The organism is Mycobacterium sp. M23085, from assembly GCF_045343915.1.
Classification (GTDB): domain Bacteria; phylum Actinomycetota; class Actinomycetes; order Mycobacteriales; family Mycobacteriaceae; genus Mycobacterium.
Window position 1 is genome coordinate 4,282,940 of sequence record NZ_CP174280.1, and the last position, 26,757, is coordinate 4,309,696.

At 65.7% G+C, this 26,757-nt stretch carries 23 protein-coding genes, 1 tRNA gene and 3 pseudogenes; 13 read left to right on the forward strand and 14 right to left on the reverse strand.

Annotated features, from left to right (window positions below):
* Window positions 1-65: 65 nt before the first annotated feature.
* From ACIUM1_RS20225 to ACIUM1_RS20265, 9 genes are all read right to left on the reverse strand, one after another.
* The gene (locus ACIUM1_RS20225) at window positions 66-746 is read right to left on the reverse strand and encodes a response regulator (RefSeq protein ID WP_406814358.1); all 681 of its coding nucleotides are present in this window, start codon (window positions 744-746) and stop codon (window positions 66-68) included.
* Window positions 743-3,310: an ATP-binding protein gene (locus ACIUM1_RS20230; RefSeq protein ID WP_406814359.1), complete on the reverse strand. Its 2,568-nt coding sequence runs from the start codon at window positions 3,308-3,310 to the stop codon at window positions 743-745. Before ACIUM1_RS20230 ends, ACIUM1_RS20225 begins: the two co-directional genes overlap by 4 nt.
* Window positions 3,311-3,322: 12 nt before the next feature.
* Entirely contained in the window at window positions 3,323-4,246 is a 924-nt protein-coding gene (locus ACIUM1_RS20235) for a potassium-transporting ATPase subunit C (protein WP_406814360.1), read from the reverse strand.
* Window position 4,247: 1 nt separating this feature from the next.
* The gene (kdpB, locus tag ACIUM1_RS20240; protein WP_406814361.1) at window positions 4,248-6,398 is read right to left on the reverse strand and encodes a potassium-transporting ATPase subunit KdpB; all 2,151 of its coding nucleotides are present in this window, start codon (window positions 6,396-6,398) and stop codon (window positions 4,248-4,250) included.
* The gene (kdpA, locus tag ACIUM1_RS20245) at window positions 6,398-8,068 is read right to left on the reverse strand and encodes a potassium-transporting ATPase subunit KdpA (protein ID WP_406814362.1); all 1,671 of its coding nucleotides are present in this window, start codon (window positions 8,066-8,068) and stop codon (window positions 6,398-6,400) included. Before kdpA ends, kdpB begins: the two co-directional genes overlap by 1 nt.
* Complete coding sequence (gene kdpF / locus ACIUM1_RS20250) at window positions 8,068-8,157, reverse strand: K(+)-transporting ATPase subunit F (protein WP_406814363.1); 90 nt, start codon at window positions 8,155-8,157, stop codon at window positions 8,068-8,070. The genes kdpA and kdpF overlap by 1 nt, the downstream gene beginning before the upstream one ends.
* Window positions 8,154-8,237 carry a potassium ABC transporter ATPase gene (locus tag ACIUM1_RS20255; protein ID WP_406817775.1) on the reverse strand — a complete coding sequence of 28 codons (84 nt, stop codon included), beginning with the start codon at window positions 8,235-8,237 and terminating at the stop codon, window positions 8,154-8,156. The genes kdpF and ACIUM1_RS20255 overlap by 4 nt, the downstream gene beginning before the upstream one ends.
* Before the next feature lie 286 nt (window positions 8,238-8,523).
* A complete protein-coding gene (locus ACIUM1_RS20260) occupies window positions 8,524-10,053 on the reverse strand; it encodes a sensor histidine kinase (protein WP_406814364.1) in 1,530 nt (509 codons plus the stop codon).
* The gene (locus ACIUM1_RS20265; RefSeq protein WP_406814365.1) at window positions 10,050-10,823 is read right to left on the reverse strand and encodes a response regulator transcription factor; all 774 of its coding nucleotides are present in this window, start codon (window positions 10,821-10,823) and stop codon (window positions 10,050-10,052) included. Before ACIUM1_RS20265 ends, ACIUM1_RS20260 begins: the two co-directional genes overlap by 4 nt.
* Window positions 10,824-11,398: 575 nt before the next feature.
* On the opposite strand from ACIUM1_RS20265, the gene ACIUM1_RS20270 reads away from it, so the two are divergent.
* Window positions 11,399-12,760: a PPE family protein gene (locus ACIUM1_RS20270; RefSeq protein WP_406814366.1), complete on the forward strand. Its 1,362-nt coding sequence runs from the start codon at window positions 11,399-11,401 to the stop codon at window positions 12,758-12,760.
* Between the two features lie 110 nt (window positions 12,761-12,870).
* Here the strand turns inward: ACIUM1_RS20270 and ACIUM1_RS20275 are convergent, their stop codons facing one another.
* The 5 genes from ACIUM1_RS20275 to ACIUM1_RS20295 all read right to left on the reverse strand — a co-directional run bounded on the left by ACIUM1_RS20275 (window position 12,871) and on the right by ACIUM1_RS20295 (window position 16,700).
* Window positions 12,871-13,155: a WXG100 family type VII secretion target gene (locus ACIUM1_RS20275; protein WP_406814367.1), complete on the reverse strand. Its 285-nt coding sequence runs from the start codon at window positions 13,153-13,155 to the stop codon at window positions 12,871-12,873.
* A 44-nt stretch (window positions 13,156-13,199) separates the two neighbouring features.
* Entirely contained in the window at window positions 13,200-13,496 is a 297-nt protein-coding gene (locus tag ACIUM1_RS20280) for a WXG100 family type VII secretion target (protein WP_007168951.1), read from the reverse strand.
* 159 nt (window positions 13,497-13,655) lie between these two features.
* Window positions 13,656-14,789, reverse strand: a complete 1,134-nt coding sequence (locus ACIUM1_RS20285; RefSeq protein WP_406814368.1) for a PPE family protein — start codon at window positions 14,787-14,789, stop codon at window positions 13,656-13,658.
* 67 nt (window positions 14,790-14,856) lie between these two features.
* Complete coding sequence (locus ACIUM1_RS20290) at window positions 14,857-15,732, reverse strand: PPE family protein, SVP subgroup (protein WP_406814369.1); 876 nt, start codon at window positions 15,730-15,732, stop codon at window positions 14,857-14,859.
* Between the two features lie 638 nt (window positions 15,733-16,370).
* Complete coding sequence (locus ACIUM1_RS20295) at window positions 16,371-16,700, reverse strand: DUF732 domain-containing protein (RefSeq protein WP_406814370.1); 330 nt, start codon at window positions 16,698-16,700, stop codon at window positions 16,371-16,373.
* 124 nt (window positions 16,701-16,824) lie between these two features.
* Between ACIUM1_RS20295 and ACIUM1_RS20300 the strand changes: the two genes are divergently transcribed.
* The 12 genes and pseudogenes from ACIUM1_RS20300 to ACIUM1_RS20355 all read left to right on the forward strand — a co-directional run bounded on the left by ACIUM1_RS20300 (window position 16,825) and on the right by ACIUM1_RS20355 (window position 26,634).
* On the forward strand, window positions 16,825-18,048 hold the full coding sequence (locus ACIUM1_RS20300) for a class I SAM-dependent methyltransferase (protein WP_406814371.1): 1,224 nt from the start codon (window positions 16,825-16,827) through the stop codon (window positions 18,046-18,048).
* 31 nt (window positions 18,049-18,079) lie between these two features.
* Window positions 18,080-18,153 (forward strand) — tRNA-Leu (locus ACIUM1_RS20305).
* Between the two features lie 104 nt (window positions 18,154-18,257).
* Window positions 18,258-19,064: a hypothetical protein gene (locus tag ACIUM1_RS20310; RefSeq protein ID WP_406814372.1), complete on the forward strand. Its 807-nt coding sequence runs from the start codon at window positions 18,258-18,260 to the stop codon at window positions 19,062-19,064.
* A gap of 119 nt (window positions 19,065-19,183) precedes the next feature.
* Window positions 19,184-19,270 (forward strand): annotated as a pseudogene (locus tag ACIUM1_RS20315) (dienelactone hydrolase family protein); the annotation flags it as partial.
* A gap of 33 nt (window positions 19,271-19,303) precedes the next feature.
* Window positions 19,304-19,934 (forward strand): annotated as a pseudogene (locus tag ACIUM1_RS20320) (dienelactone hydrolase family protein).
* Between the two features lie 217 nt (window positions 19,935-20,151).
* The gene (locus ACIUM1_RS20325) at window positions 20,152-21,222 is read left to right on the forward strand and encodes an IS110 family transposase (protein WP_406814373.1); all 1,071 of its coding nucleotides are present in this window, start codon (window positions 20,152-20,154) and stop codon (window positions 21,220-21,222) included.
* Between the two features lie 15 nt (window positions 21,223-21,237).
* Window positions 21,238-21,510, forward strand: coding sequence for a DUF6295 family protein (locus tag ACIUM1_RS20330; protein WP_406814374.1), 273 nt, complete (start codon window positions 21,238-21,240; stop codon window positions 21,508-21,510).
* A gap of 7 nt (window positions 21,511-21,517) precedes the next feature.
* Complete coding sequence (locus ACIUM1_RS20335; RefSeq protein ID WP_406814375.1) at window positions 21,518-22,282, forward strand: DUF427 domain-containing protein; 765 nt, start codon at window positions 21,518-21,520, stop codon at window positions 22,280-22,282.
* 146 nt (window positions 22,283-22,428) lie between these two features.
* On the forward strand, window positions 22,429-23,844 hold the full coding sequence (locus ACIUM1_RS20340; RefSeq protein ID WP_406814376.1) for an ammonium transporter: 1,416 nt from the start codon (window positions 22,429-22,431) through the stop codon (window positions 23,842-23,844).
* 15 nt (window positions 23,845-23,859) lie between these two features.
* Window positions 23,860-24,198: a P-II family nitrogen regulator gene (locus ACIUM1_RS20345; protein ID WP_406814377.1), complete on the forward strand. Its 339-nt coding sequence runs from the start codon at window positions 23,860-23,862 to the stop codon at window positions 24,196-24,198.
* 483 nt (window positions 24,199-24,681) lie between these two features.
* Window positions 24,682-25,404, forward strand: coding sequence for an IS5 family transposase (locus ACIUM1_RS20350; RefSeq protein WP_406814378.1), 723 nt, complete (start codon window positions 24,682-24,684; stop codon window positions 25,402-25,404).
* Between the two features lie 150 nt (window positions 25,405-25,554).
* A pseudogene (locus ACIUM1_RS20355) lies at window positions 25,555-26,634 on the forward strand (IS110 family transposase).
* Window positions 26,635-26,757: the final 123 nt, after the last annotated feature.

Here is a 26,757-nt window from a genome sequence, read left to right on the forward strand (position 1 = left end):
GTGAGGGCGGAGATTTCACCAAATTCACGCCATGAGCGCACGCTCGACGGCCCGCTCCGCGAGGCTCACGCCTCGAACCGGTACCCCATGCCCGACTCGGTCAGCAGGTGTTTGGGATGCGACGGGTCGTTCTCGAGTTTGCGGCGCAGCTGCGCGAGATACACACGCAGGTAATGCGTTTCGGTGGCGTACGCCGGGCCCCACACCTCTTTGAGGAGTTCCTCGCGGCCGACCAGCTTGCCGCGGTTGCGGACCAGGACCTCGAGCATTCCCCACTCGGTCGGGGTGAGGTGGACTTCGGCGCCGTTCCTGGTGACCTTCTTGGCGGCCAGGTCGACGGTGAACGATTCGGTCTCGATGACCGGTTGCTCCAGTTCGGACGCGGCGGTGTTGCGGCGCACCGCCGCACGCAGCCGGGCCAAGAACTCGTCCATCCCAAAGGGTTTGGTCACATAGTCGTCGGCACCGGCGTCCAGCGCCTCGACTTTGTCCGACGAGTCGGTGCGTGCCGACAACACGATCACCGGCGCGGTGAGCCACCCGCGCAGGCCGGCCAGCACATCGATGCCGGAGATGTCAGGCAGGCCGAGGTCGAGGATCACCACGTCGGGCTTGTGCTCGGCGGCCGCGCGCAACGCGCCGGCCCCGCTGGACGCGGTGATCACCTCGTAGCCCCGTACGGTCAGGTTGATGCGCAGCGCACGCAGGATCTGCGGTTCGTCGTCGATCACCAAAACCCGCGTCATACCGTGTCCATCGCCTGCGGCGCAGCCATATCCACGATCACGGTCAGCCCGCCTCCCGGGGTGTCGGTCGCCGCAATTGTCCCGCCCATCGCTTCGACGAAGCCGCGCGCCACCGACATTCCCAGGCCGACGCCGATGGTGTTGTCCTGATCGCCGAGTCGCTGAAACGCCCCGAAGATCTGTTCCTCGGCGCCGTGCGGGATCCCGGGGCCCTCGTCGATCACGTTGATCAGCACGCGATCACCCACCCGCCCGGCGTTGACGCGGACCACGCAGTCGGGCGCGTAGCGCAGCGCGTTGTCGATCAGGTTGGCCAGCACGCGTTCCAGCAGCCCGGCGTCGGCCATCACCATCGCGTCAGCCACGTCGACCTTGACCCGGTCGATGGCGGACCGGAAGAAACCGGTAGCACCCTTGCCGATGCTGACCAGAGCCCGCTGCACGGCCTCCTCCAGATACACCCGGCGTAGATCCGGGTGGATCACCCCGGCGGCCAACCGCGATGAGTCGAGCAGGTTTCCGACCAGCGCGGTCAGCTGATCGATCGACTCCTCGATGGTGGCCAGCAATTCGGCGGTGTCGGCGGGGGAGAAGGCGACGTCCTCGGCGCGCAGGCTGGAGACGGCGACCTTGGCCGCCGCCAGCGGGGTACGCAGGTCGTGGCTGACCGCCGACAGCAGGGAGCGTCGCAGTTCGTCGGCCCGGACGATCGCCTCGGCACGGCTGGCCTCCTCGGCCAGCTCGCGCTGCCGGATCAGCCCCACGGCCTGCTTGGCCACCGCGCTGAGCACCCGCCGGTCACGCGCGGAGAGCTTTCTGCCCGCCAGCAGCATCCAGAACTCATCGTCGCCGACCTCGATCGCGGTGTCGGCGGAATCGATGGTGACACAGGGATCGCGGCCCACACAGGCGACGACGTCACTCTTCTTGCCGCTGGTGCGCGCCTCCTCACCGGGCTCTCGCAGCATGCTGACCGCCCGCTGCGCGTACGTCTCTCGCACTCGTTCGAGCAGCGTTTCCAGATCGGCGCCGCGCAGCACCGAACCCGCGAACAGGGTGAGCAGCTCCGCCTCCTGCGAAGCGCGGCGGGCTTCCCGGGTGCGTTTGGCCGCGAAGTCGACCAGCACCGCCACGGCGACCGCGATGAGCAGCAGCACCAATTCGGTAATGGCGCTGTTGGGTTCGGCGATGGTGAAGCTGTGCCGCGGTGCGATCAGGAAATAGTTCAGCAACAGCCCGGACAGCACCGCCGAAAGTGCCGCGGGCGCAATACCTCCCAACAGCCCGACCAGTAGCACCCCGACGAAGAACAGCGCGCTCTCACCACCGGTATCCAGATACGGGTCGAGCGTCGTCACGGTGATCGCGCAGATGACCGACGGCACGATGAAAGCCGCCAGCCACGACGCCACCCGCCGCTCGCGGGGCGCGAGCGATGCCGCGCGGAAGCCGCGTTTGGATTCCTCGTGGGTCACCAGATGCACGTCGATCTTTGCGGACCGCTCGACGACCGTCGCGCCGATCCCCTCCTCGAAGATACGCGCCCACCGCGACCGCCGGGAGGTGCCGATCACCAGCTGGGTGGCGTTCATCTCGCGGGCGAAATCGAGTAGGGCCGTGGGCACATCGTCGCCGACCACGGTGTGCAGGGACGCGTCCAGGCTGCTCGCCAACTCTCGAATCTTGGCCATCCGGGACTCCGACAGGCCGGCCAGTCCGTCACCGCGGATGACGTGCACCACCATCAACTCGGCGCTGGACTTCGAGGCGATCCGGGATGCCCGGCGCACCAGCGTCTCCGATTCCGGGCCACCGGTGACCGCCACCACGACTCGTTCGCGGGCCTCCCACATGTCGGTGATCTTGTTCTCCGCGCGATATTTCGCCAGCGCGGTATCGACCTGGTCGGCCAGCCATAGCAGCGCCAATTCCCTTAATGCGGTGAGGTTTCCACGGCGGAAGTAATTCGACAGCGCCGCATCGATCCGCTCCGGCGTGTAGACGTTCCCGTGAGAAAGCCTGCGGCGCAGTGCCTCCGGCGTGATGTCGATGAGTTCGACCTGTGCGGCCTGCCGCACGACCGAGTCGGGTATGGTCTCTTTCTGTTCGATGCCGGTGATCTGGGCGACGACGTCGTTGAGGCTTTCCAGGTGTTGCACGTTGACCGTGGAGATCACGGTGATTCCGGCGTCGAGCAGTTCCTCGACATCCTGCCAGCGCTTGGCGTTCTTGCTACCCGGTGTGTTGGTGTGAGCGAGTTCGTCGACGAGGACGACCTGAGGTCGGCGCTCCAGCACCGCAGGCACGTCGAGTTCGGCGAAGGTGCCGCCGCGGTATTCGATGTAGCGCGGTGGAATGAACTCGATGCCCTCAAGCAGCTCAGCGGTTTTCGATCGGCCGTGAGTTTCGACGACGCCCGCCACCACATCGGTCCCGCGCTCCAGCCGGCGATGCGCCTCACCGAGCATCGCGTAGGTCTTGCCGACGCCCGGAGCAGCGCCGAGGTAGATACGCAACTCGCCGCGTTTAGGGGGGTGATCGATGACGCCCACGTCAACCATCATCCCTCCTTGAAGCTAGCCCGTAACCGGATACCGGCGATCGAGTTGCAGGTTCAGTTGCAACACGTTGACGCACGGTTCCCCGAAAACCCCAAGGGTGCGCCCGCTTGTGTACTGGGCTACCAGCGCACGAATCTGATCCGCGCTGACGTGCCGGGCTTTGGCCACCCGGGCGACCTGGATGTCGGCGTAGGCCGGTGAGATATTCGGGTCCAGGCCGCTGCCGCTGGCGGTGACGGCGTCGGTGGGCACGGCAGGGGCGGCGGGCGCGGCGCCGCGGATCGGCACGATCTGGCCGATCGTGTAGTCCTCGCCGTACTTGGCGCATTCGACCCGCACACCCTCGTAGAGGGTCAGGAACGGGGCCGACGTCGTCTGGCAAGGCTCGTTGACGCTGACCACGCGGCTGGGGTGGATGACATTGCCGCGGGCGTCGCGGGGTCCGATCACCGACAGCACTGCACCGACGCCGCCGCCGGTGCAGAACGGACGTGACCCGTCGACACCTTCGAGCTCGCCCACCGCGGCGCTGCGCGAGCACACCGTGGTCAGCAGGCTCGGCTTGAAGCCCGCGTCGGAGGCGGACTTGCCGGCCGCCAGCTGCGCGGGGTCGGCGGGTGTGTCGACGATGCTTTCCGGCCCGAGGTTGCTCGCACTCGACGACAGCGGGTCATAGCCGTTGCCGGCCGCCGACGGGCGACTTTGGAAGTATCGCGGCAAGGGGTTGCCGTCCTTGTCGGTGAACAGCTGACCGATCAGCCGGCTGCCGACCGGCTTGCCGTTGGCGGTCAGGATCGACCCCTCGGCCTTATCGTGCAGTCCGGGCAGTTGCGCGACCAGCCAGATGAACAGGGGGTAGGCCAGACCGGTGATCACGGTCAGCACCAGCAACGCGCGGAAGGCCGCCCAGTGCATGCGGACGAAATTCGAGAACTTCATGTCAGGACATCCCTGGGACGAATTGGATGATCAGGTCGATTGCCTTGATCCCGATGAACGGGGCGACGATGCCGCCGAGGCCGTAGATGTAGAGATTGCGGCTCAACAGCTTTGATGCGCTGCTCGGCGTGTAGCGCACACCGCGCAGCGACAGCGGGATCAGCGCCACGATGACCACCGCGTTGAAGATCACCGCCGACAGGATCGCCGACTGCGGGCTGTGCAGCCGCATGATGTTGATCATGTCCAGCCCGGGGAACAGCGCGACGAACATCGCCGGGATGATCGCGAAGTATTTCGCGATGTCGTTGGCGATCGAGAAGGTGGTCAGCGCTCCGCGGGTGATGAGAAGCTGCTTGCCGATCTCGACGATCTCGATGAGCTTGGTGGGGTCGGAGTCCAGGTCGACCATGTTGCCGGCCTCTTTGGCGGCCGACGTTCCCGTGTTCATCGCCACGCCCACGTCGGCCTGAGCCAGCGCCGGAGCATCGTTGGTGCCGTCGCCGGTCATCGCGACCAGCTTGCCGCCCTCCTGCTCACGCTTGATCAGGGCGAGCTTGTCCTCGGGTGTGGCCTCGGCGAGGAAGTCGTCGACCCCGGCCTCGTCGGCAATCGCCTTGGCGGTCAACGGGTTATCGCCGGTGATCATCACCGTCCGGATGCCCATCTTGCGCATCTCGTCGAAGCGTTCGCGCATGCCCTGCTTGACGACGTCCTTGAGGTGGACGACACCGAGCACCACCGCCTCGTCGTTCACGGACTCCCCGACGACCAGCGGGGTGCCGCCGGCGGCGGAAATGCCGTCGACGATCTCGCCGAGCTGATGCGGAACCTTCCCGCCTTGCCCGCGAACCCATTCCGCGACCGAGCTGGCCGCACCCTTGCGCAGCAGGTGCCCGTTGAGGTCGACACCCGACATCCGGGTGGTGGCGGAGAAGGCCACCCATTGGGCCTGGGAGAGTTCGCCCGGTGTGCGCGCGCGCAGCCCGAAATGCCGCTTGGCATATACGACGATCGAGCGTCCTTCGGGTGTCTCGTCGGCGAGGCTGGACAGCTGCGCGGCGTCGGCCAGTTGCTCGTTGGTGACTCCATCGAGGGGGACGAAGGCCGTGGCCTGCCGGTTGCCCAGGGTGATGGTGCCCGTCTTGTCCAGCAGCAGCGTGTTGACGTCGCCCGCGGCCTCCACCGCCCGCCCGGACATGGCCAGCACGTTGCGTTGCACCAGCCGGTCCATGCCGGCGATGCCGATGGCTGAGAGCAGTGCGCCGATGGTGGTCGGGATCAGGCACACCAGCAGCGCCACCATGACGATTCCGGTGACGCCGTTTGTGTTGAGCGCCTGCGTGTCTGGGACCCCGGGATTGTTCATTTTCGAGTAGATCGCCAGCGGCTGCAGGGTGGCGACGGCGAAAACGAAGATGATCGTCAACGCGGCCAGCAGGATGTTCAGCGCGATCTCGTTGGGCGTCTTCTGCCGGTTGGCACCTTCGACGAGCGCGATCATCCGGTCGATAAAGCTTTCCCCGGGCTTCTGGGTGATCTGCACGATGATCCGATCGCTCAGCACGGTGGTGCCGCCGGTGACCGCCGAGCGGTCACCACCGGACTCGCGGATCACCGGCGCCGACTCACCCGTGATCGCCGATTCATCAACGGAGGCAATGCCTTCCACCACGTCCCCGTCACCCGGTATGACCTGCCCGGCCTCGACTACGACGACGTCACCTTGTTGCAGCAATGGTGCCGCGATTTCCTCCTCGACCGCCGGGCCGCCGGGCTGGTAATCCTTGAGCCGTCGTGCCAGGGTGTGGCTTTTGGCCCGGCGCAGCGTCTCTGCCTGGGCCTTGCCCCGGCCTTCGGCCACCGCCTCGGCGAGGTTCGCGAACAGCACGGTCAGCCAGAGCCAGGCCACAGTCAGCCACGCGAACCATGTCGGGTTGATGATCGCCAGCACGGTGCTCCAGGCGGCGCCGATTTCGACGATGAACATCACCGGGTTGCGCCACAGGGTGCGCGGGTCGAGCTTGCGCAACGCGTCCGGGGTGGACTTCCACAGCATCTTCGGGTCGAGCAGGCCACCCTGAACCCGTTTCGGGCCGGCGTGGTCCGCTGGCTGCGTCTGCTCAGCCGGATCGATGGCGGTTGCGGTCATCAGTGGATTCCTTCAGCGAGAGGGCCGAGGGCGAGCATCGGCAGGAAGGTGAGGGCGACGAGGATCACGGTGACGCCGGCGACCATGCCGACGAACTGCGGCCGGTGAGTTGGCAACGTGCCTGCCGATTCCGGCGTCATGCCCTGCTTGGCGAGCGAGCCGGCGAGGGCGAGCACCAGCACCATCGGCAGGAATCGGCCGAAGACCATGGCCAGCCCCAGGGCGGTGTTGTACCAGTTGGTATTGACGCTGATCCCGGCGAAGGCGGACCCGTTGTTGTTGGCGGCGGAGGTGAACGCGTACAGCACTTCCGACAGCCCGTGCGGGCCGGTGTTCAGCATGCCGGCGCGCTCGCCGGGCAGCGCCATCGCGATCGCGGTGCCCATCAGCACGATCAGCGGGGTCACCAGGAAATAGCTTGCGGCAAGCTTGATTTCGCGGGGGTTGATCTTCTTGCCAAGGTATTCGGGCGTGCGTCCCACCATCAGCCCGGCGACGAAGACGGTAATCACCGCCAGGATCAGCATGCCGTAGAGGCCCGAGCCGGTGCCGCCCGGCGCGACCTCGCCGAGCTGCATGTTGAACATCGTGATCATCCCGCCCAGGCTCGTGTACGAGTCGTGGAACGAGTCGACGGCACCGGTGGAGGTGAGCGTCGTCGAGTCGGCGAACACCGCCGAGTCGGCGACGCCGAACCGCTGCTCGACGCCCTCCATGGCAGACCCAATGGCGGTCGGGACCGTGCCGTGGTGCTGCAGCTGGAACCACATCATGAACGACACGCTGATCAGGTAGAGGCTCGCCATGACCGATGCGATCGCATAGCCCTGCTTAGTGCTGCCCACCATGCGCCCAAACGTGCGTGGCAGCGAGAAGCTGATGGCCAGCAGCAGGAAAATCTCAATCCAGTTGGTCCACGCCGTCGGGTTCTCAAACGGGTGCGCTGAGTTCGCGTTGTAGAACCCGCCGCCGTTGGTGCCGAACTCCTTGATGACCTCCTGGCTGGCCACCGGGCCGCCGGTGACTGTCTGCTGGGCGCCGCCAAGGGTGGTGACGACCTGGTCGTGCAGGTGGAAGTTCTGGATCACGCCTCCGGCGATCAACACGATCGCACCGACGATCGCGACGGGCAGCAGGATGCGCAGCACGGTGCGCACCAGGTCGACCCAGAAGTTGCCCAGATTGCCGGTGCGCTTGCGGGCAAAGCCGCGCACCAGCGCTATCGCCACCGCCATGCCGACGGCGGCCGAGACGAAGTTCTGCACCGCCAAACCGGCCATCTGCACCAGATGCCCCTGCGTCGATTCGCCGGAATATGCCTGCCAGTTGGTGTTGGTGACGAAGCTGACCGCGCTGTTCCACGCCAGACCAGGGGTCATTTGCGTGGCCGGGTCATGCAGGTGCAGCGGCAGCTTGCCCTGCACGAGCTGGAATGCGAACAGGAACAGGATGCTGATCGAGCTGAACGCCAGGACGCTTCGGGCGTACGCGCCCCACGTCTGCTCCGAGCGCGAATCGACGCCGATGAGCCGGTAGATCACCCGCTCGGCGGAGGAGTCCTTGTCCGATGTGTAGACCCGATACATGTAGTCCCCGAAGGGCACATGTACCGCCACGAGTGCGACGACGAGAACGGCGAGGAAGATCAGCCCCGCAGTTGTCGTGCTCACTAGAACTTCTCCGGGAACAGCAGGGCGCCCGCCAGGTACAGCGCGAGAACGACGGAAAGTACCAAGCCGACGGAATTTTCGTAGTTCACAACCGCTCGACCAACTTCTGGACCAGGCCGAGTGCGGCGAACACCGCCACGGTCAGCACGAGATACACCAGCACGCCCATCATTTCTCCGTCCCGCGCCAATCAGTGCATACGAAAGAGACCTCGGCGAGCCGGCCACACCGCGGTCTCGCCAGCCAAGATCAGCTTGAAAGTATCGGGACGTCATCCGCCGGGGCGCCCGGTTGACGGTTTCCTAACGGGCGCGCAGTGCACCTTTACGGTTTCTTAACGCCCCCTACGGCGGCATCCGGCCGGCGCCGGCCCGGCCACGGCTACGGTCAGGACCGAGAGGCCGGCGGCGTCCGCAATAACGTGATGCGACAACGACATTCACGCACCGTGCGAGCTAACGCGGTGGTTGTTCGGCGACCGAGATCAACGGCAGCCGTACCCGGAAAACCGTGCTGCCCTTGGTGGATTCGGCGGTGACCGAACCATGATGGGCCTTGACGATCGAACTGACGATGGCCAGCCCCAGGCCATTGCCCGAGCCGTTGGATCTCGACCGGTCGGCCCGAACGAACCGCTCGAACAACTTGGGCAGCAGCTCCGCGTCGATGCCCGGACCGTCGTCGGCGACGGTCAATTCCGCGTAAGGCGGCTCGGGACCCTCGCGGCTGCAGGTGATTCCGGTTGTCACCGTCACCCCCGGCGGGGTGTGTACGTGGGCATTGCTGAGCAGATTGCTGACCAGCTGATGCAGCCGGGCATGATCGCCCCGCACCCATACCGGCCCGTCCGGCAGGTCTTTGACCCAGTGGTGCGTCGGGGCCGCCACGGTCGCGTCATTGACCGCGTTGCTGACCACCTCTGCCAGGTCGACGTCCTCGGATTGCAGGTCTTGCCCTTCGCCCAGGCGGGATAGCAGGAGCAACTCGTCGACGAGCAGAGCCATCCGCCGGGCTTCGGATTCGATTCGGGCCAGCGCGTACTCGGTGGTGGGCGGCAGCGCCGAGCTGTCCTGACGGGTGAGTTCGGCATAGCCCTGAATGGCGGCCAGGGGGGTGCGCAATTCGTGGCTGGCATCGGTGATGAATTGGCGCATCCGCAGATCAGAGTCGACCCGATGCGCCAGCGCGCTATCGACGTTGTCCAGCAAGCGGTTCAGCGTGTGCCCGACGATCCCGACCTCGTTGTGCGGGTCGGTGTCCTGCGGCGGTACCCGGACGCTGATCCGGTGGTCGTCGCCGGTCAGCGGCATGGCGGCGACACCGGCGGCGATCGCCGCGAGCCGGCGCAGCGGACGAAGCGTGTAGCCGACCACCCACCCGGTGAGCCCGGCAGTGAGGACCAACGCCGCCGCGGTGAGCACGATGGTGGTGAGCTGTTTGCGGGCGATGATCCGGTCGGCGAGGTTCTGCGACACCCCGACCACGAGGACGTCGGACCCGACGATGGTGCTGTCCACGCGGTGAGGTCCCAGCCGGCCGAGCATTTCGGTGCGCGGCGGTCCGTCACTCCACGACTGGGCTTGCAGGTCGCGGACGACGTCGGCCGGCGCGGGTTTCGGTTCGTCCTCGGAGAAAACCGCCGAGCCGATCACGGTGCCGTCGTGCAGCACGGCGATCAGGTTTCCCGGCGTCTGCCCGGTGAACTCCAGCATCGCCTGGGCGATCGGCGGGGTGCCGGGATGCGGCGAAGCATGTTCGCCGTTGCGGTATTTGGTGTACTGGTGGCTCAACGCGTCCAGGGACTCGGCGACGTCCGCGTCGCTCATGGCGTTGACATAGCCACGCAGGCTCAGCACCGAGACGATGCCGACCGTCACCAGCACCACGCTGACCACGGCCAGCACCCCCAACAGCAGCTGGCGGCGTAACGAATGGGGAAACCACCGGGGAAAGCCCCCGGAGGTGGTGCCGCGGTGTTGCGTCATTCCGCCGGCCGCAGCATGTACCCCACGCCGCGGACGGTATGAATCATCGGTTCCCGCCCGGAATCGATCTTCTTTCTCAGGTATGAGATGTAGAGATCCACGATGCTGGTGCGTCCGGCGAAGTCGTAATTCCAGACACGGTCCAGGATCTCGGTGCGGCTCAGCGCGCGCCGGGGATTGCGCATCAGGAAGCGCAGCAGTTCGAATTCGGTGGAGGACAGCGATATCGGGTCGCCATCACGGGTGACTTCCCGGCTGGCGCTGTCTACCTTGAGGTCACCGACTTTGAGGGTTTCGGCGGTCGGTGTGGGCTGCTGGCCGGACCGGCGCAGCAACCCGCGCAACCGGGCGACCAGTTCCTCGAGACTGAACGGCTTGGTCATGTAGTCGTCGGCACCCGCGGTCAGGCCGGTGACCCGGTCCATCACCGAGTCGCGCGCGGTGAGGAACAACGTGGGCGTGTAGGCGTCGGATTGGCGGACACGTTCCAGGATTCGCAACCCGTCCACGTCGGGAAGCATGATGTCGAGGACGAGGACATCGGGGCTGACCCGGTCGAACTTGGCCAAGGCCTCCCGTCCGTTGTGGGCGATGTCGACCACCCAGCCTTCGTAGTGAAGCGCCATCTTCACCAGATTGGTCAGCGCCGGCTCGTCATCGACCAGCAAAACCCTGATGGGTGATCCGTCGGCACGATAGATCCTGGGCAGCTGTCCCAGGATGGCTTGGCGTGGGCGCTGCGCGCCTGAGTATCCCGGCATTGCGGTCATGTTCCTACATTGTGGCAAGCCACACACGGAACTGTCACGGAGTTCATAGAATTCTCAAATGTAGCTTTGTCGGCCAGCAGACATCCGACGCGGCTCAAATATGTGTTCTCTATGTGCGGCGTGTGTCGGCTTGAGATGACCTGTCATGCGAAAAATACTGGACTGCAGAGTCGTTGGTTTGACGGTAGCGATCCGGTGCACGGTCGATGTCGCCAAATCAACGGTGGCTAAACACATTTCACCTAACGAGCGCTGCGGTGCAGCGAAGCCGTCGGATGTTGACACGTATGCACGCCGGCGGGGGAAGACGGTGTCCCGATCTTCATAACGTTCAAGTTACGTGGTGTACGAATACTGGTTGATTGACCTGCATTTCGTGGTGCACAGCGGTTGCGCGAAATCCCGAACACTGTTCGACACGCCGAGCCGGATCCGCGCCGCCGCCCCGACGCACGCGACGGCGGCCACCGCCGATGCGGCACATCGTTTCCGCGGGGACGCGCCCGGGTGCCGGGCCGCGGCGGGTCATCACCGTTCGGCCCACCCAGCAAACTTCAGTAGAAAGCAGGCAAGCCATGGATTTCGGCGCACTGCCGCCGGAAGTCAACTCCGGTCGGATGTATGTGGGCCCCGGCCCCGGGACGCTGCTGTCCGCTGCGGCGGCCTGGGACGCACTGGCCGCCGAGCTGAGCGCCGCCGCCGGTGGCTATGAGTCGGTGATCGCCACCTTGACCAGCGAGTGGTTGGGCCCGACGTCGATGTCGATGGCGGCCGCGGTCGCGCCGTACGTGTTGTGGCTGCGGGCCACCGCCGAGCAATGTGAGCAGTCGGGCCTGCAGGCCGCGGCCGCCACGGCCGCGTACGAAACCGCCTACGTGATGACGGTGCCGCCGCCGCTCATCGCGGCCAACCGAGCTCAGCTGATGGCGCTGATCGCGACCAATTTCCTCGGACAGAACACCCCCGCGATCATGGCCACCGAGGCGCAGTACGGCGAGATGTGGGCCCAGGATGCCGCCGCGATGTACGGCTATGCGGCCAGCTCGGCTACCGCCTCGACCTTCAGCGCCTTCACGCCGCCACCGCAGACGACGAATCCGGGCGGCATGACCGGCCAGGCCGGCGCGGTCGCGCAGGCGACCGCGACTCAGGCCGGCGGCCACGTCCAGACGGCCTCGGCGCACGCGATGTCCTCGGTGCCGCAAACGCTGCAAGGCCTCTCCGCGCCGGGCTCATCGACGGGTACGGCTTTGTCGCCGGCCGCGGTGGGCACCGGGGCCTCGCTCGGGTCGACCGGAGCCTCCGCCCCGATCAGCGCGCTGTCCGGCTTGTCCGGCACGAGCAAAAGTGCCACCAAGGGCGCGAGCACCGGGGTGGCAGCCGTGCAGGGCGTCGGCTCCGCCCTCGGCGGTGCGGCGGGGTCCGGTCAGGCGGCCGGCCTGGCGTCGGACGCTATCGGCCTGGGTTCCGATTTTGCCGGCCTGGGCGCCGATGGGGCCGGATTGGGCGGCGACGGCGCCGGGGTCGCCATGGACGTGTACGGCGTCGGACTCGACATGGAGGGGGCGGGTTCGATCATCGACGCCGAAGGCGGCGCGGCGCCGGGCGTGGGGAACCTGGGCGGCATGGGCGCGCTGGGCAGCTTTGGGCAACTGGGAGGACTCGGCACGGCCACGTCGGCGAGTGTCGGTCAGGCGTCGTCGCTCGGCACGCTGTCGGTGCCGCCGACGTGGGCCGAGACGGTGTCGTCGGTTGCGCCGTTGCCGGCCTTCGACGCTCCCGCTCCGGGACCGCTGGGCGCGGCGGCGTCACCGGCAACCACTTCCGGTGTCTCCAAGCTCCCGCTGGGTGCGATGGTCGGCCGTGAGTCCGACGGCGCGGTGCACCGAATCGGCTTACGCCCCTCGCTGTTTCCGCGTTCACCGGCGGCCGGATAGCCGAGGCCTGCAGTGAAGGGGGGCTTGCGCCGTTGCCGCACAAGCCCATTCGTCAATAAACAGGGGCCGCACACCATGTGGTGTGCGGCCCCTGTTGTCGAGGTGAGGTGTCAGGCCCAGCTGGACCCGACGGCGCTGTCGGTGCTGGCCATGTTGCTGCCCGCGGACTGAACCTTCTGTCCGTGAGAGTTGGCCTGCTCGTAGATGACCTGGAAGTTGCGACCCAACTGGGTGATGAACTCCTGGCATGCCACCGAACCCGCACCGCCCCAGAAGTCGCCGGCAGCAAGCACATCGCGAACGATGGACTGGTGCTCAGCCTCCAAGGACGCGGCCTGGGCGCGGATCAACGCGCCGTGGGCATCCACGTCGCCGAACTGGTAATTGATGCTCATTTACTTAGCTCCTTAAAAGTGTTGGACGACAGCCGTTTTGATTGCTAGCTGCTGAGGATTTGCTGCGAGGCCTGCTCTTGCTGCTCGTAGTTGTTCGCGTCGCGAATCAGTCCGTCGCGCACTCCGTGGAGCATGTTGACGATGTTGCGGAAGGCCTGGTTGACCTGACCCATGGTGTCGTACGAGGTGGCCTGGGCCTGACCGCTCCAGCCCGAGCCGGCGATGTTCATCGACGACGCCCACATCTTGCGAGCCTCGTCCTCAACGGTCTGAGCGTGCACCTCGAAGCGGCCCGCCATCGCCCGCATCTCGTGCGGGTCGGTCATAAAACGTGTTGCCATGTCGACTATCTCCTATCTCGAAGCTTCAGTTCGCCGAAGTCTTAACAGTAGTAATTGATGTTGCGGTGGCCGCTTTGTAAACAGGTTACGGCCTGCCGGTAAATTGCTCGCCTCAAATGGGTGACGTGTACCCCCTTTTTCCCATATCAGCAGACCCGCTCAGACGACAACCTGTTTGGGCATGACGATCGGCTTGAAGCCGTACCGCGGCCCGCTGCCGTAGGCGCCGGCGCCCTTTGCTGCCGCCGCCATCCCCGGCATGCCGGGCAACGCGGTGACGGGTTCGGCTTCGGAGGCGACGGTCCAACCCGAGCCCTCGAGCGGGGCGGCCGCCGAAGCCAACTGCGTCGCCGGTGCGGCCGCAGACCACGTGGACGGCACCGACAGACGGCCGACCGTGGACGCCTCGCCGACGCTCGCCGACGCAGCGGCACCTAATCCGCCCATCGGCGCCACAGAGCCCACCATGGTGCCTTCCGTGATGCCGGCGACGCCATCGGGTGCCACGTCGCCGACCGCGATGGCCGGCACGGCGCCCAGGGTGTGGCCCAGGGACACCGCCGTCGGGATGGTGTTCATGACGAACCAGGCCGCGGTGTTAACGGCACCATTGATGCCGTTTTCCACGAAACCAGTGCCAAGCAAGTCGTTGAGCGCGTCCAGGATCGACGTGTGCGTCGTGGTGCTGGCTGTTGACTCAACGGCGTCGGACGTGCTTTGCAAGGCGGAATTCGCGGTGGAACTGCTGGTGCCGACTGCCTGGGCGGAGGAATCGGTGTTCGAGGACAGCGGCGTCACCGGCTGAAGGGCCGAGGACGCCGCCGACGACGCCTGATAGGTGGCATACATCGTGGAGTCCTGGACCCACATCTCGGCGTATTGCGCCTCAGTGGCTGCGATGGCGGCCGAGTTGACGCCCAGGAAGTTGGTCGCGACCAGCGTCGAAAGCAGCGTCCTGTTGGCAGTGATCGTCGCGGGGGGCACCGTCGCCGCATACGCCGCCTCGTACGCGGCCGCCGACGCGGTGGCCTGAGCACCGGCCTGCTCGAGAGCCGCCGCGGTCTGGTGCAGGTAGGCCACAATCGGCTGGGCCGCAGCCGATGCCGCGGCCGACCCGCCACCCGTCCAGGAGCCGGTGGTCAACGTCGACATGATCGATTCCCACTGGGTTGCGGTCGTACTGACCTCGGCGGCCAGGTTGGCGTATGCCGTTGCGGCGGCCATCATCGGCCCGGATCCCGAGCCCGCGTACATGAGTCCCGAGATGATTTCCGGTGGTGAACCTTCAAGCATTTCTATCCCGTTCCTTTTCTTAGTTCGAATTCGCGGTACGTTGAGTGGTTGTGACGGCGCCGGCTGCCTAGATGGCCTTCGGCTTTGGCATGACGATTGGCTTAACGCCGTAGCGCGGCGCGCCGAAGCCGGCGGAACTGCGCGCGCCCGCTGCCATTCCGGGCATGCCGGGGACGACCGTGCCAACGCCGGCCTGCGGTGCGGCCGCGGTCCAACCCACCGTCTGGACCGGAGTGACTGCGCTGGCCACCGGCGCCACGCCAGCCCAACTGGGCGGCACCGCCAGGCTGCTGACCATCGTCGCCGAGCCCATCGAGGCCACCGGCATCCCGCCCATGCCGACCATCCCGCCGGCCGCTGCCCCAGTCGCGCCCAGCCCCGGCGAGGCGGCGACGTCCGCGGCCAGCCCGGCGCCGGCGGCGTCAGCGGACGTGTCGAGCAGACCACCGCCTGCCAGTCCGAGCAGGTCGGAAGCGGCCGAGGCCCAGTTACCGCCACCGATGTTCAAGATGTTCGAGAAGCTGCTGGAAAGCCCCGTGGCGCTGTTGTTGCCCAGGAAGTTGGCCAAGTCTTCGATCAAGTCCCCGATAGTGCTACCACCGGTGGAGCTGGAGCTACTGCTCGCATTCGACACCGCGCTCGAAATGGTGTTCGCCGCCGCGTTCGTGCTCTCGGTGTCGCCGTAGCTATTGGAACTGACTCCGAGGTTGGCTGCGTACTGCTGCAGCTGGGTTTGCGCCTGGGCGGCGAGCGTTTGGTACTGGGTGCCGTACGCCGAGAAGAGTGCTGCTTGCTGGATCGATACCGGGTCGGAGGCGGCGGGCGAGACGACAGTGGTCGCCGACGCGGCGCCCGCGTTCTGTGCTTCCAGATTGCTGTTGACTGACGTCAACTGCCCCTGGGCGGCGAGCAAATCTGCAAGCAGTGTCTTTACGAACGACATCTATTGCTCCTTGGGTTCTAAAATGCCGATCCCCATGCGGTGAGTCGGCCTGTGTGTTCACGTCACGTCGCCTGTGCGTAGGCAAAGGCTAAACGACTCACTGGCCCCACGTTCCCGTCGGAAAGGCACACGTGACAGCCGTTTACGGCTTCTTAACGCCGAGTGTCATAGTTTTAACAAGCTTCCGTCGGTGGACACCGCGACGTCACCTCAACGCCGGGGCCGTCCGCGGATACTGCGTGCGACGCGCGGATATTAGTCGACTGCCGTTTGCGCCGCACATTAGACATCTGGCTAATTGCGGACGGGTGGCCGCGCCCGCGGGTGATTGCCCGCGCCGGGCCTGCGGTGGCCCGATCGGCGAGAAGAGGCGGAGCCAAAAGCCTCAGCGCCCGTTGGAGTTCGACGGCGCGGAAAGTCGCGGTCGCGCTCGCTTGACCCGGATCACGGGTCCGGCGACGCTCGGCCGGGACAGCTGTCGCGCAAACGGGGCACGGCATGATCATCCCGGAGCGCCAGTGGCTGCTCCCGGCGTCAGGCAGCAAACCCCCGAGCGGCTAGAAACTTGCTCTGAAACTCGGAGCAGTAAGCGCCCGTCGCAGCACCCGATTGTGGTGCCACCGCCGCTGCTGGCGACGCTACAATTTGGCGCGGTTTTGCGGGCAGTACGCCGCAACCGCGGCGCCAACGATGATGTTGGCGCCGCCGCTGCTCAACCCGAGCGACTTCTTCACATCGCCGATGGTCTGGGACGCCGTGTCCCCGCCGTCGAAGTCCGTACATACGGCATGCCCCACATTGATCATCGACTGATCGGCGCCATCCGCCCAGCTCAGGCCGCGTAACCGCAGAGTTTGCAGGTACTGGTCATCCGCCGGGTCGGCGCTCGCCATCGGCGCGACGGCGATGCTGATCAAACCGGCCACCGCGACAGCCACCGGGCCGGCCAACCGTGCCGCGTTCTTCACTCGTCGACTCCTCCGTGGCGATGCCTGGGTGCAGAAGCCGAATCATAATTGTCTTCGGCAATTCTGTCTCGATGGCTCACCAGCGGATTCACGCCGCTCAGACAGCGGAGGAGCTTGTGCCGAAGTGACCGAGGATCCGAGCGCTGACGGTGTCTCCCGCCAATACGATCGGTGGGAATATCCGCCCCCGGTGGCCGATCTCGCGGCGTGGAGCGAAACGCACTGGGACTGGTTCGATCCGTTCTGGTGCCACAGGGTGTTGTGGCCGGACCGGGAGTACAAGCCGGACCTCGACATCCTGATCGCGGGTTGCGGCACCTTTCAGGCCGCCCTGTTCGCCTTCAAGAACCGCGGCGCCAAGGTGGTGGGGATCGACGTCAGCGGCAGTGCCCTGAATCACCAGAGGCGGCTGAAGGACAAGCACGGGCTACAGAATTTGGAGCTGCGCCTGCTGTCAATCGAAGAGGTGTCCGCGCTCGGGCGCGACTTCGACCTCATCGTCTCCAGCGGCGTCCTGCACCACATGGCCGATCCGCTGGCCGGGCTGACGGCGCTGGGCCAGTGCCTGCGCAGCGACGGCGTCCTCGCGGTGATGCTCTACGCGAAGTACGGCCGGATCGGCGTCGAAATGCTCGAGTCGGTGTTTCGCGACCTCCGGCTGTCGCAGGACGAGGCCTCGGTCCAGTTGGTAAAAGAGGCGATCGCGGTGCTACCGGCGGACCATCCGGTGCGCAGCTATCTGAAAGCCGCGCGAGACCTCGTCTCCGACGGTGCCCTGGTCGACACGTTCCTGCACAGTCGTGCGCGAAGCTACACCGTTGCGGAATGCCTGGACCTGGTCGCCGCGGCCGGACTCGCATTCCAGGGATGGTTTCACAAGACGCCCTACTACTCGCACGACATGCTTACGCCGGTGAGCGGGTTCCAATCGGCGTTGAATCAATTGCCCGACGCCGAACTGTGGTCGGTGATGGAACGCCTGCAGCCGGCCAACGCCACCCACTTCTTCCTGGCCTGCCGCCCGGAACGTCCCAAGGACCAGTACACGGTCGATTTCGCGGCACCGGCTTCGTTCGATTACGTACCGCTGCTGCGCACGGCGTGCATGTTGTCCGGCGACGAAATCCGTTGGCCGGGCGGCAAGCAGAAACTCACCCCGGCCCAGCTGCCCTTCGTCCAACACGTCGACGGCCGCCGCACCATCGCGGACATCATCGAATGTGTGGCACGCGCCGGTGACGTGCCCGACGAACAGAGGGCCCTGCTGCAAGATTTCGGGCACAAGCTATTCAGGAACCTGTGGCGGCTGGACTTTTTGGCCATGGCGCTCAAAGGCCCTACCGGATAGCTGGCCCACCGTCGGCTACATTCGCCACCGGGCCCCCATAGCCCAATTGGCAGAGGCAGCGGACTTAAAATCCGTCAAGTGTCGGTTCGAGTCCGACTGGGGGCACAGCACTTCGATCCGACGCCGCGCGTTAGTCCGTGACACGCGGACCAATACTTTGGGCCTGCCGCTGACGGCGCCGCAGACCGTCGTCCATACACTGACCCAGCATGGGCATGCTGTTCGGCCTCGCGCCGTGGATCGTGTATTGGGTACTCGTCGGTAATGTTCCGTTCCCCGCGGCCGTGCTGGTCGCGCTGGTGATCGCCGCCACCAGCCTGGGCCTGGGGGGTGCGATGGGCAGGAAGTGGCAGTTCTTTGACTTTGCCTCCGTCGCAGTGCTTTTGGTGGTCGCCGTGCTGGCCTTCGCGCTCAGCGAATCATTCCTCGAGCGGTGGATACTGCCGCTGAGCAACGCCGGCCTCTTCCTGGTGACACTGATCGGGGTGCTGATCGGCAAGCCGTTCGTGACCGAGTTCGTCGCGGCAGAACAGGCTCCCGACGTCGTCAGAACCGAGCTGTTCGGCCGCGTCGTCAAGATCCTCAGCTGGCTGTGGGTCGCGACGTTCGCCGCGATGACGGTGTCGTCGCTGATCCCGTCGATCCTGGAACGTCCCGAAGGCCCCGCCGGGACCACCACCGCCTTGATGCTGGACACGAAGACGCCGCTGTCCTTCCTGTGCTACTGGATCGTTCCGTTCGGCCTGCTGGGGCTGGCGGCGGTGGCCTCCCGGCTGTTGCCCGACCGGATGCTGGTCGGCATCGACGACGTCGCGCGGGAAACCTCGTTTGTCGCCTATGACGAAGCCACCATCGACGAGCTGTACTTCCTGGCCACCGAACACGCCAATCGCGAGGTCGGCCCGGGCAAGGAGGCCTATGCCGTCAAGGTCGGCGGGATGGGAACCCCGTTGACCGGGGACGAGTCCCGCAAGTCGTGGCCCTCGACGTACAAGGTGCGCGACAAGCGGCGCTGAACGCGCACCGCGGTTCGGCTACGTTGGTTCTCGGCGGAACGGCCCCGGACCTGCCGCAGCGCTTCGCATCCGGGTGACCCACAACGGGAATGCCGCCGGAGCGGAGAAAAGGAGTCGTGATGAACGCACCCAGCGCTGACGCCATCCGCGCAGAAACCATTACCATCGCCGGGCACGGCGGCGATGAGATCGAGGCCTACCACGCCGTGCCGCTCGCGCAGGGCTCACGAGGCGGCGTGGTGTGGATTCACCACATGCCCGGATACGACCGGGAAACCAAGGAATTCGTCCGCCGGCTCGCCGTGAACGGCTACAACACCGTGGCGCCCAACCTGTACTCGCGGGAAGCCCCGGGTGCCGCGCCCGACGACGCGGCCGCGGCGGCGCGGGCGTGGGGTGCCCGACGAACGATTGGTCGGCGACGTCGCGGGCGCGGTCGAGCGGCTGCGCACGTTGCCCGGTGCCAACGGCAAGTTCGGTGTCATCGGGCATTGTTCGGGCGGACGGCACGCCTTTCTGGCGGCGTGCTCGCTGCCGCTCGATGCGGCGGTGGACTGCTACGGCGCCTTCATCGTCGAGGATCCGCCCGAGGGGATGCCCAAGGCCATCAAGCCGATCCTGGACCTGGCCCCCAATCTGAGCTGCCCGCTGCTGGGCCTGTTCGGACTCGACGACCGGTTTCCGGCGCCGCCCGCGGTGGCCACGCTGGATGCCGAGCTCACCAAGCTGGACAAGCCGCACGAGTTCCACTCCTACGCGGGAGCCGGCCATTCCTTCTTCTCCGTCGACCGGCCGGCATACCGGCCGGAGGCCGCGGTGGCCGGCTGGCAGCGCATCGACGAGTTTTTCGCCACCTACCTGAAAGGCTAGGCATCTTCTCAGTGTCAGGGTGAGGTTGCCGCTTGTTGCGGTGGTTGGATCCTGATCACTTGGTGTCTGGCTCGTAGGCTCAGTGCCGCCCTTGGGGTTGGCGTGCATCCGTTTTGTCGGCATCAGGTGTGAAGGACCGGCCGGCGTGACTTGATAGGAGCGTGGCATCGCCCCCGACTGAGATGTGTCCGCCGACCGGCCCAACCGTCACCTCACAGTGAAGGAGGCAACCTCCATGGTTGTTGTTGGAGCCGATGTCCACAAGCGCACCCACACGTTTGTCGCTGTGGACGGGGTTGGGCGCAAGCTCGGTGAGAAGGTCGTTGCGGCGACCAGCGTCGGGCATGCCGAGGCAGTGATGTGGGCTCGGGAACGCTTCGGGCCCGACGTGGTGTGGGCGATCGAGGACTGCCGGCATTTGTCGGCGCGGCTGGAGCGCGACTTGCTCACGGCCGGTCAGCAGGTGGTGCGGGTGCCGCCGAAGTTGATGGCTCAGGTGCGGGCCTCAGCGCGCACGCGGGGTAAATCCGATCCGATCGATGCGCTGGCGGTCGCGCGGGCATTCCTGCGTGAACCCGATCTTCCGGTCGCGTCGCATGACGAGGCCTCACGCGAGCTCAAACTCCTGGTTGATCGGCGTGAAGATCTTGTCGCGCAACGCACTTCGACGATCAATCGCCTGTTGTGGCGGGTGCATGAACTTGATCCCGAACGCGCCCCCAAGCCACGCTCGCTGGATCTGGCCAAGCACCGTCGACTCCTGGGTCAGTGGCTGACAACCCAGCACGGGCTGGTCGCCGAGTTGGCCCGCGATGAGCTGGCCGACATCACCTGGCTCACCGAGACGATCAACACGTTGGCCAAACGAATTGGTGATCGTGTGCGCATCATGGCACCGGTGTTGTTGGCGATGCCAGGCTGTGGAGAGTTGACTGCAGCCAAACTTGTCGGCGAGGCCGCGGGCGTGACCCGGTTCAAAACTGAGGCCGCCTTCGCCCGCCATGCCGGGGTGGCCCCGATTCCGGTGTGGTCAGGAAACACCGCCGGGCGGGTCCGCATGACCCGTTCGGGCAATCGCCAACTCAACGCCGCACTGCACCGTATCGCCGTGACCCAGATCCGCCTTGCCGGTCTTGGACAGGCCTACTTTCGCAAACGCCTCGAGGCCGGCGACTCCAGGACCGAAGCGCTGCGCTGCCTGAAACGCCGCCTAGCTCGCGTGGTGTTCCACCACCTCCATACCGACTATCAAAACCGAATCCAGCCTTGCCAAACGGCAGCGGCTTGACATAGGGAGAAACCGATGTGCACTTATCTCACCGAGCATGTCGAGATCGACGGCAGCGCCAAGGGCGCGACGGGATGGTTCGGCGCCAACCGCGCCACGGTGTATGTCGACCACCCCGTCCATGCGCCCTACGGCCACACCGTCAACATCGACGTGATCAACCCGCACCTCGGCCCGTCGGCGCGGGTGGCCCTGGAATTGACCGAGGAGAGCGCGCTCGCGCTGGCCGACGCCATCCGCACGGCCATCGGGCACGCGCCGGCCGGACTGGCCTCCAAGGACCAGTAGGTCACCGATGACCGCCGAAACCGGTTACCCGCGGATGGCCGCCGAGCGCGGCAGGATCGAACCCGCCCCGCGGCGGGTCCGTGGTTATCTCGGCGATGCGCTGGTGTTCGATACCACCGCCGCCCGATACGTGTGGGAAGTGCCGTACTACCCGCAGTACTACATCCCGCTCGACGATGTCCGTTCCGAGTTCCTGCGCGACGAAAACCATTCCCAGAAGGTGCAATTCGGACCGTCGCGGCTGTACTCGCTGGTGGGGGACGGCCAGACGCATGCGTCGGCCGCGCGGCTCTTCGGCGGCGACGGCCCGCTGGCCGGTACCGTGCGGTTTGAGTGGAATCCGTTGCGCTGGTTCGAAGAAGATGAGCCGATCTACGGCCACCCGCGCAACCCGTATTCGCGCGTCGACGCCCTGCGCTCGCACCGGCACGTCCGGGTCGAACTCGACGGAATTCTTTTGGCGGACACCGCAACTCCCGTGTTGCTGTTCGAGACCGGTTTGCCGACAAGGTATTACATCGACCCTACCGATGTCGCGTTCGCGCATCTGGAACCCAGCGCGACGCAGACGTTGTGCCCGTACAAGGGGGTAACGTCGGGCTATTGGTCGGTGCGGGTCGGTGACACCGTACGCGAGGACCTGGCGTGGACCTACCACTATCCGCTCCCGGCGGTCGGTCAGGTGGCCGGTCTCATCGCGTTCTACAACGAGAAGGTCGACATCACTGTCGACGGGGTCAGGCTGGCGCGACCGCAGACGCAGTTCAGCTAGCCGCGTTGCAATCCGAAATACATTCTTAAAGTCGTGCTCATACAGACGAAACATTGCCATTCGACGCTTCACCCGTCTACGGCGTCACTTCGCACCGCAGCTGATTCTCAAAGGCCTGCCGGCCCGAATTGGGGTGTGTCTGAACCATGTTGCCTTATCCAGATTGGGTAAATCCCGGAGACAACGCCTGGCAGTTGGTGGCGGCGACTCTGGTCGGCCTGATGAGCATTCCAGGCATCGCCGTCCTATACGGCGGAATCGTGCAGAGAAAGTGGGCCGTCAACACCATGCTGATGGCCTTCACCGGGTTCTCTCTGGTGCTGGTCGTGTGGGTGCTCTGGGGTTTCAAGATGGGCTTCGGCGAACCGCTGAAACTCGGACCGGGCATCCTGCAGTCGGCGGTCGGGAAACCCAGGACCATCCTGAGTAGCAACAACCAGCAGATCGCCTACATCCCGCTGCTGGACGGCACCATGCCGTCTTTCCGCTTCTCGGAGACCACGCTCGCGTACTTCCAATTCGTGTTCGCCGCCATCACTCCGCTCCTTTTTCTCGGCAGCGTGATCGGGCGAATGAGCTTCAAGGTCTGGCTGATCTTCGTGCCGCTGTGGTCGACGTTCGCCTACTCGGTGAATGCGTTTCTGTTGTGGGGCGGCGGCTGGTGGTCGCATGCGGGCGCCCTGGATTACAGCGGCGGCTACGTGATTCACCTCGCCGCCGGGACTTCCGGGTTCGTCGCCGCCGCGGTGATAGGTCCGAGGCTGGCCCGCGACCGGGAACGCGCGGTGCCGAACAACCTGCCCCTGGCCGCGGTCGGTGCCGGCGTTCTGTGGTTGGGTTGGAACGGATTCAACGGCGGTGACCCATACTTTTCCGGCGCCGACGCGTCACTGGCGGTGCTCAACACCAACCTCGCCACCGCAGTCGCATTGCTCACCTGGGTGATCTGGGACCTTGTCGGGAGCAAGCAGCGCAAACCCACATTCCTGGGCGCTGTGAACGGGATGATCAGCGGCCTGGTCGCCATCACGCCGGCGGCCGGCTTTGTCAACAGCTTCGGTGCGATGATCATCGGCGCCGTCGCCTCGTCCCTGGTATGGATGTCGTGGAATTGGCTCGGTACGACAAGGCTTTTCCAAAAGGTGGACGACACGCTGGGTGTGTTTCACACGCACGGTGTGGCGGGTTTGGCCGGTGGGTTGCTGGTCGGTGTGCTCGCCGATCCGCACATCGTCGAATACCTGGGCGGCAGCGCGGGACAGGACGTGACCTTCGCCGGTTGGCTGTACGGTCACCATCCCAAACAGATACTGATCCAGGCCGGTGCTGCCGGTACGGTCATCGTCTGGGATGCCCTCGTCACGTTCGTCATCCTGAAAGTTCTTGGCCTCTTTATGAAATTGCGGTTGCCCGACGAGGTACTGGAAACCGGCGACCTCGGTGCCCACGACGAAGAGGCTTACCCCGACGAAACACTCGTCACCGGTCGGCGGATCGAGCCGCTATCCGTATCGCGCAGTGCCGCGGACGTCTCCGAACCCGTTGCGCCGGTTGACGATTGAGAACGCGAAGATGTCATGAAGCTGATTACCGCGATCGTCCAGCCCTACGCCCTCGATGACGTCAGGCATGCCGTGGAATCCGCCGGTGTGCTGGGTTTGACCGTCACCGAAGTCCAGGGGTATGGCAGGCAGCGGGGGCATACCGAGGTCTACCGCGGGGCCGAATATGCGGTCGATTTCGTGCCGAAAGTCCGGGTCGAGGTACTGATCGACGAGGAATTCGTCGACCGGGTCACAGGAGCGATCATCGGCGCGGCTCACACCGGGAAGATCGGCGATGGCAAGGTGTGGGTGTCGCCGGTGGAAGCGCTTGTCCGCATCCGGACCGGGGAACGTGGCCACAACGCGCTGTGATCCAGGGCATTCCGTGTGCGACACGGCCGCATCCCGGCGTCACGGCCCCGGGCAACCCGCCCCCGAGGTGTGATGTATCCCTCGTCGGCGGCAAAACCTGAGAATTCCTTACTGCCTGCGCCGATAGCGCGCTCCCGTGGGCCGTTAGCGGCGAAAGCGAAAGCCGCCGGAAGCGCGTTTGCCCGCCTTTCGCTACGGGTAAGCGACTGCGATACAGCGGGATTGGAAGTCTGAGCAGAACCTGAGTGCGCGAAGTGACGTAGCTAACGTCGAGCATCTCGAACTGCGATGAGGCGAATTTTGGCCAGTAGACTACCGAAAACCAATCTCGTCAGCGCTTTTCGGTGCTGAAAGCCGGCGGATCCGTCAGGCCAACTCGTCGCATGCGTATCGGCGGCTTCGCCACTCGACGACTAGAGCGTGTCTGACAAATCGGTATCGGTGCGGCATCGCCTGGCGAGACGTGCCCGCGGTGTTTGGACGATGGCAGTCGATTTGGACTGGCATCGGCGGATGAGCGGCGAGGGCACCCGGGACGTGGTGCTATCTCGGTTGCTGGCCGCCGCTGAGGAGGGCGGAATCATCGATTGGGCGGTGGCGGTGGATTCCACGATCGCTCGTGCGAACCAACGCGCCACGAACGTCACCCGCCACACGGGGGGGGCTGGGTCGAATTACACGAATCTGACGAGCGAGCCGCCTGACCACGGCATTGGCCGCTCCCGCGGCCGGTTGACCAGCAAAATCCACCATCTCGTCGAAGGCCGCGGACGGCCCTTGGTGGTGCTCGTCAGCCCCGGTCAAGCCCACGACGGACCGGTCTTCGAGCATTTGCTCGCGCACTTGCAAGTAGACCGCCGCCGCGGTGGCCGGCCACGTACTCGCCCCGATCGCATCCGCGCCGACAAGGCCTACTCCAGCCGAGCAACACGCGCTCGGCTACGCCGACGCGGCATCGGCGCGGTCATTCCCGAACCGTCTGACCAGATCGCCCACCGTAAACGGCGGGGTGCACGTGGCGGCCGGCCACCCGCGTTCGACGCCGAGGATTACAAGGGCCGCAATGTCGTTGAACGGAAATTCAACGTCGTCAAGCAGTGGCGCGGGCTGGCCACCCGCTATGACAAACTCGCCCTCGTCTACCGCGGCGCAGCGGTCCTGCGCGCCATCACGCTCTGGCTACCGCATTTGTCAGACACGCCCTAGTCGAACGCTCCATCACTGCCGATAACCTGATCGATGAGCTGAACCGGGTAGCCAGGCTACAGTGCTGCTCCGAAGTGACTTCCATCCAGGCCAGCGCCGGCCGCGTTGGCGGCCGGACCTGTCCCCGCTTCTGGAAGGAAGCCCGCCGCCATGACCATCGTTGCGCATGCCCACCCGTTCGTCATCGGAGTGGACACCCACGCCCGCACTCACACCCTGGCCGTCTTGGTCGCTGCAACAGGCGAACTGGTCGGCACTGAGCAGTTCCCTGCCACCGCTGCGGGCATGGACCGGGCTGTGGCCTGGGCCGCGCGCCACCGATGGCGAGATGGCTTCCTTGTGGGTCATTGAAGGCGTCGCCACCTACGGAGCCCAGTTGGCCTCGACAGCGAAGCGAGCCGGCTTCGAGGTCGTGGAGGCGGGTCGGATGGACGCGCGGACACGTCGGGGCACCGGAAAGTCCGACCCCTTCGATGCCCGCAGGATCGCAGCCTCGGTCTTGTCCCTTGAGCCAGAGCAGCTGCGCCGGTCGCGAAGCGATGACGGTATCCGGGCTGCATTGCGGGTTTTGGTCACTGCTCGCGCACATATGACCACCGAACGCACGGCGACTATTAACGCGCTCACCGCCTTGCTACGGACAGCCGCCCTCGGTATCGACGCCCGCAAGCCGTTGACTGCCAGCCAGATTGGGGAGATCGCTCGCTGGCGCACCCGCGTCGAAGACATTGCTACGAGCACCGCGCGCGCCGAGGCAATCCGGATGGCCAAGCGCGTGGTCGATCTCAACGACCAACTCGCGGCCAACCAGGCGCAGATGACCAATCTCCTCCACGCCAGCAAAGCGGCTGCATTGCTAAATAAAACCGGCATCGGCCCAGTCACTGCCGCGGTCGTCTACACGGCTGGTCGCATGCCGGCCGGGTCCGTTCCGAGGCAGCGTTCGCAGCCTTGGCCGGCGTCAACCCGATACCGGCCTCCTCGGGGAACACCATCCGCCACCGACTCGACCGCGGCGGAGACAGGCGACTCAACCGTGCCCTGCACATGGCCGTTATCATCCGAATGACTCAAGACCCTGAAACCCGGGCCTACGTCGATTGGCGCCGCGCAGAAGGACGCACCACCAAGGAAATCCGGCGCTGCCTCAAACGCTACCTAGCCCGTCAGCTCTACCGGACCCTCGAAAGGTTCCACGCCAACCACGACGTCCACCCGCAGGCCGCTTGACAACATATAGAAGAGTCCACCGCCGGCATTCGTCACTGGGCTACCAGACCCCGGCCCGCTACGCTGCCACCTGTACCCGCCAATGAACGACTCTCGGCCGCCGTGGACCAGTTCACGGGGTCC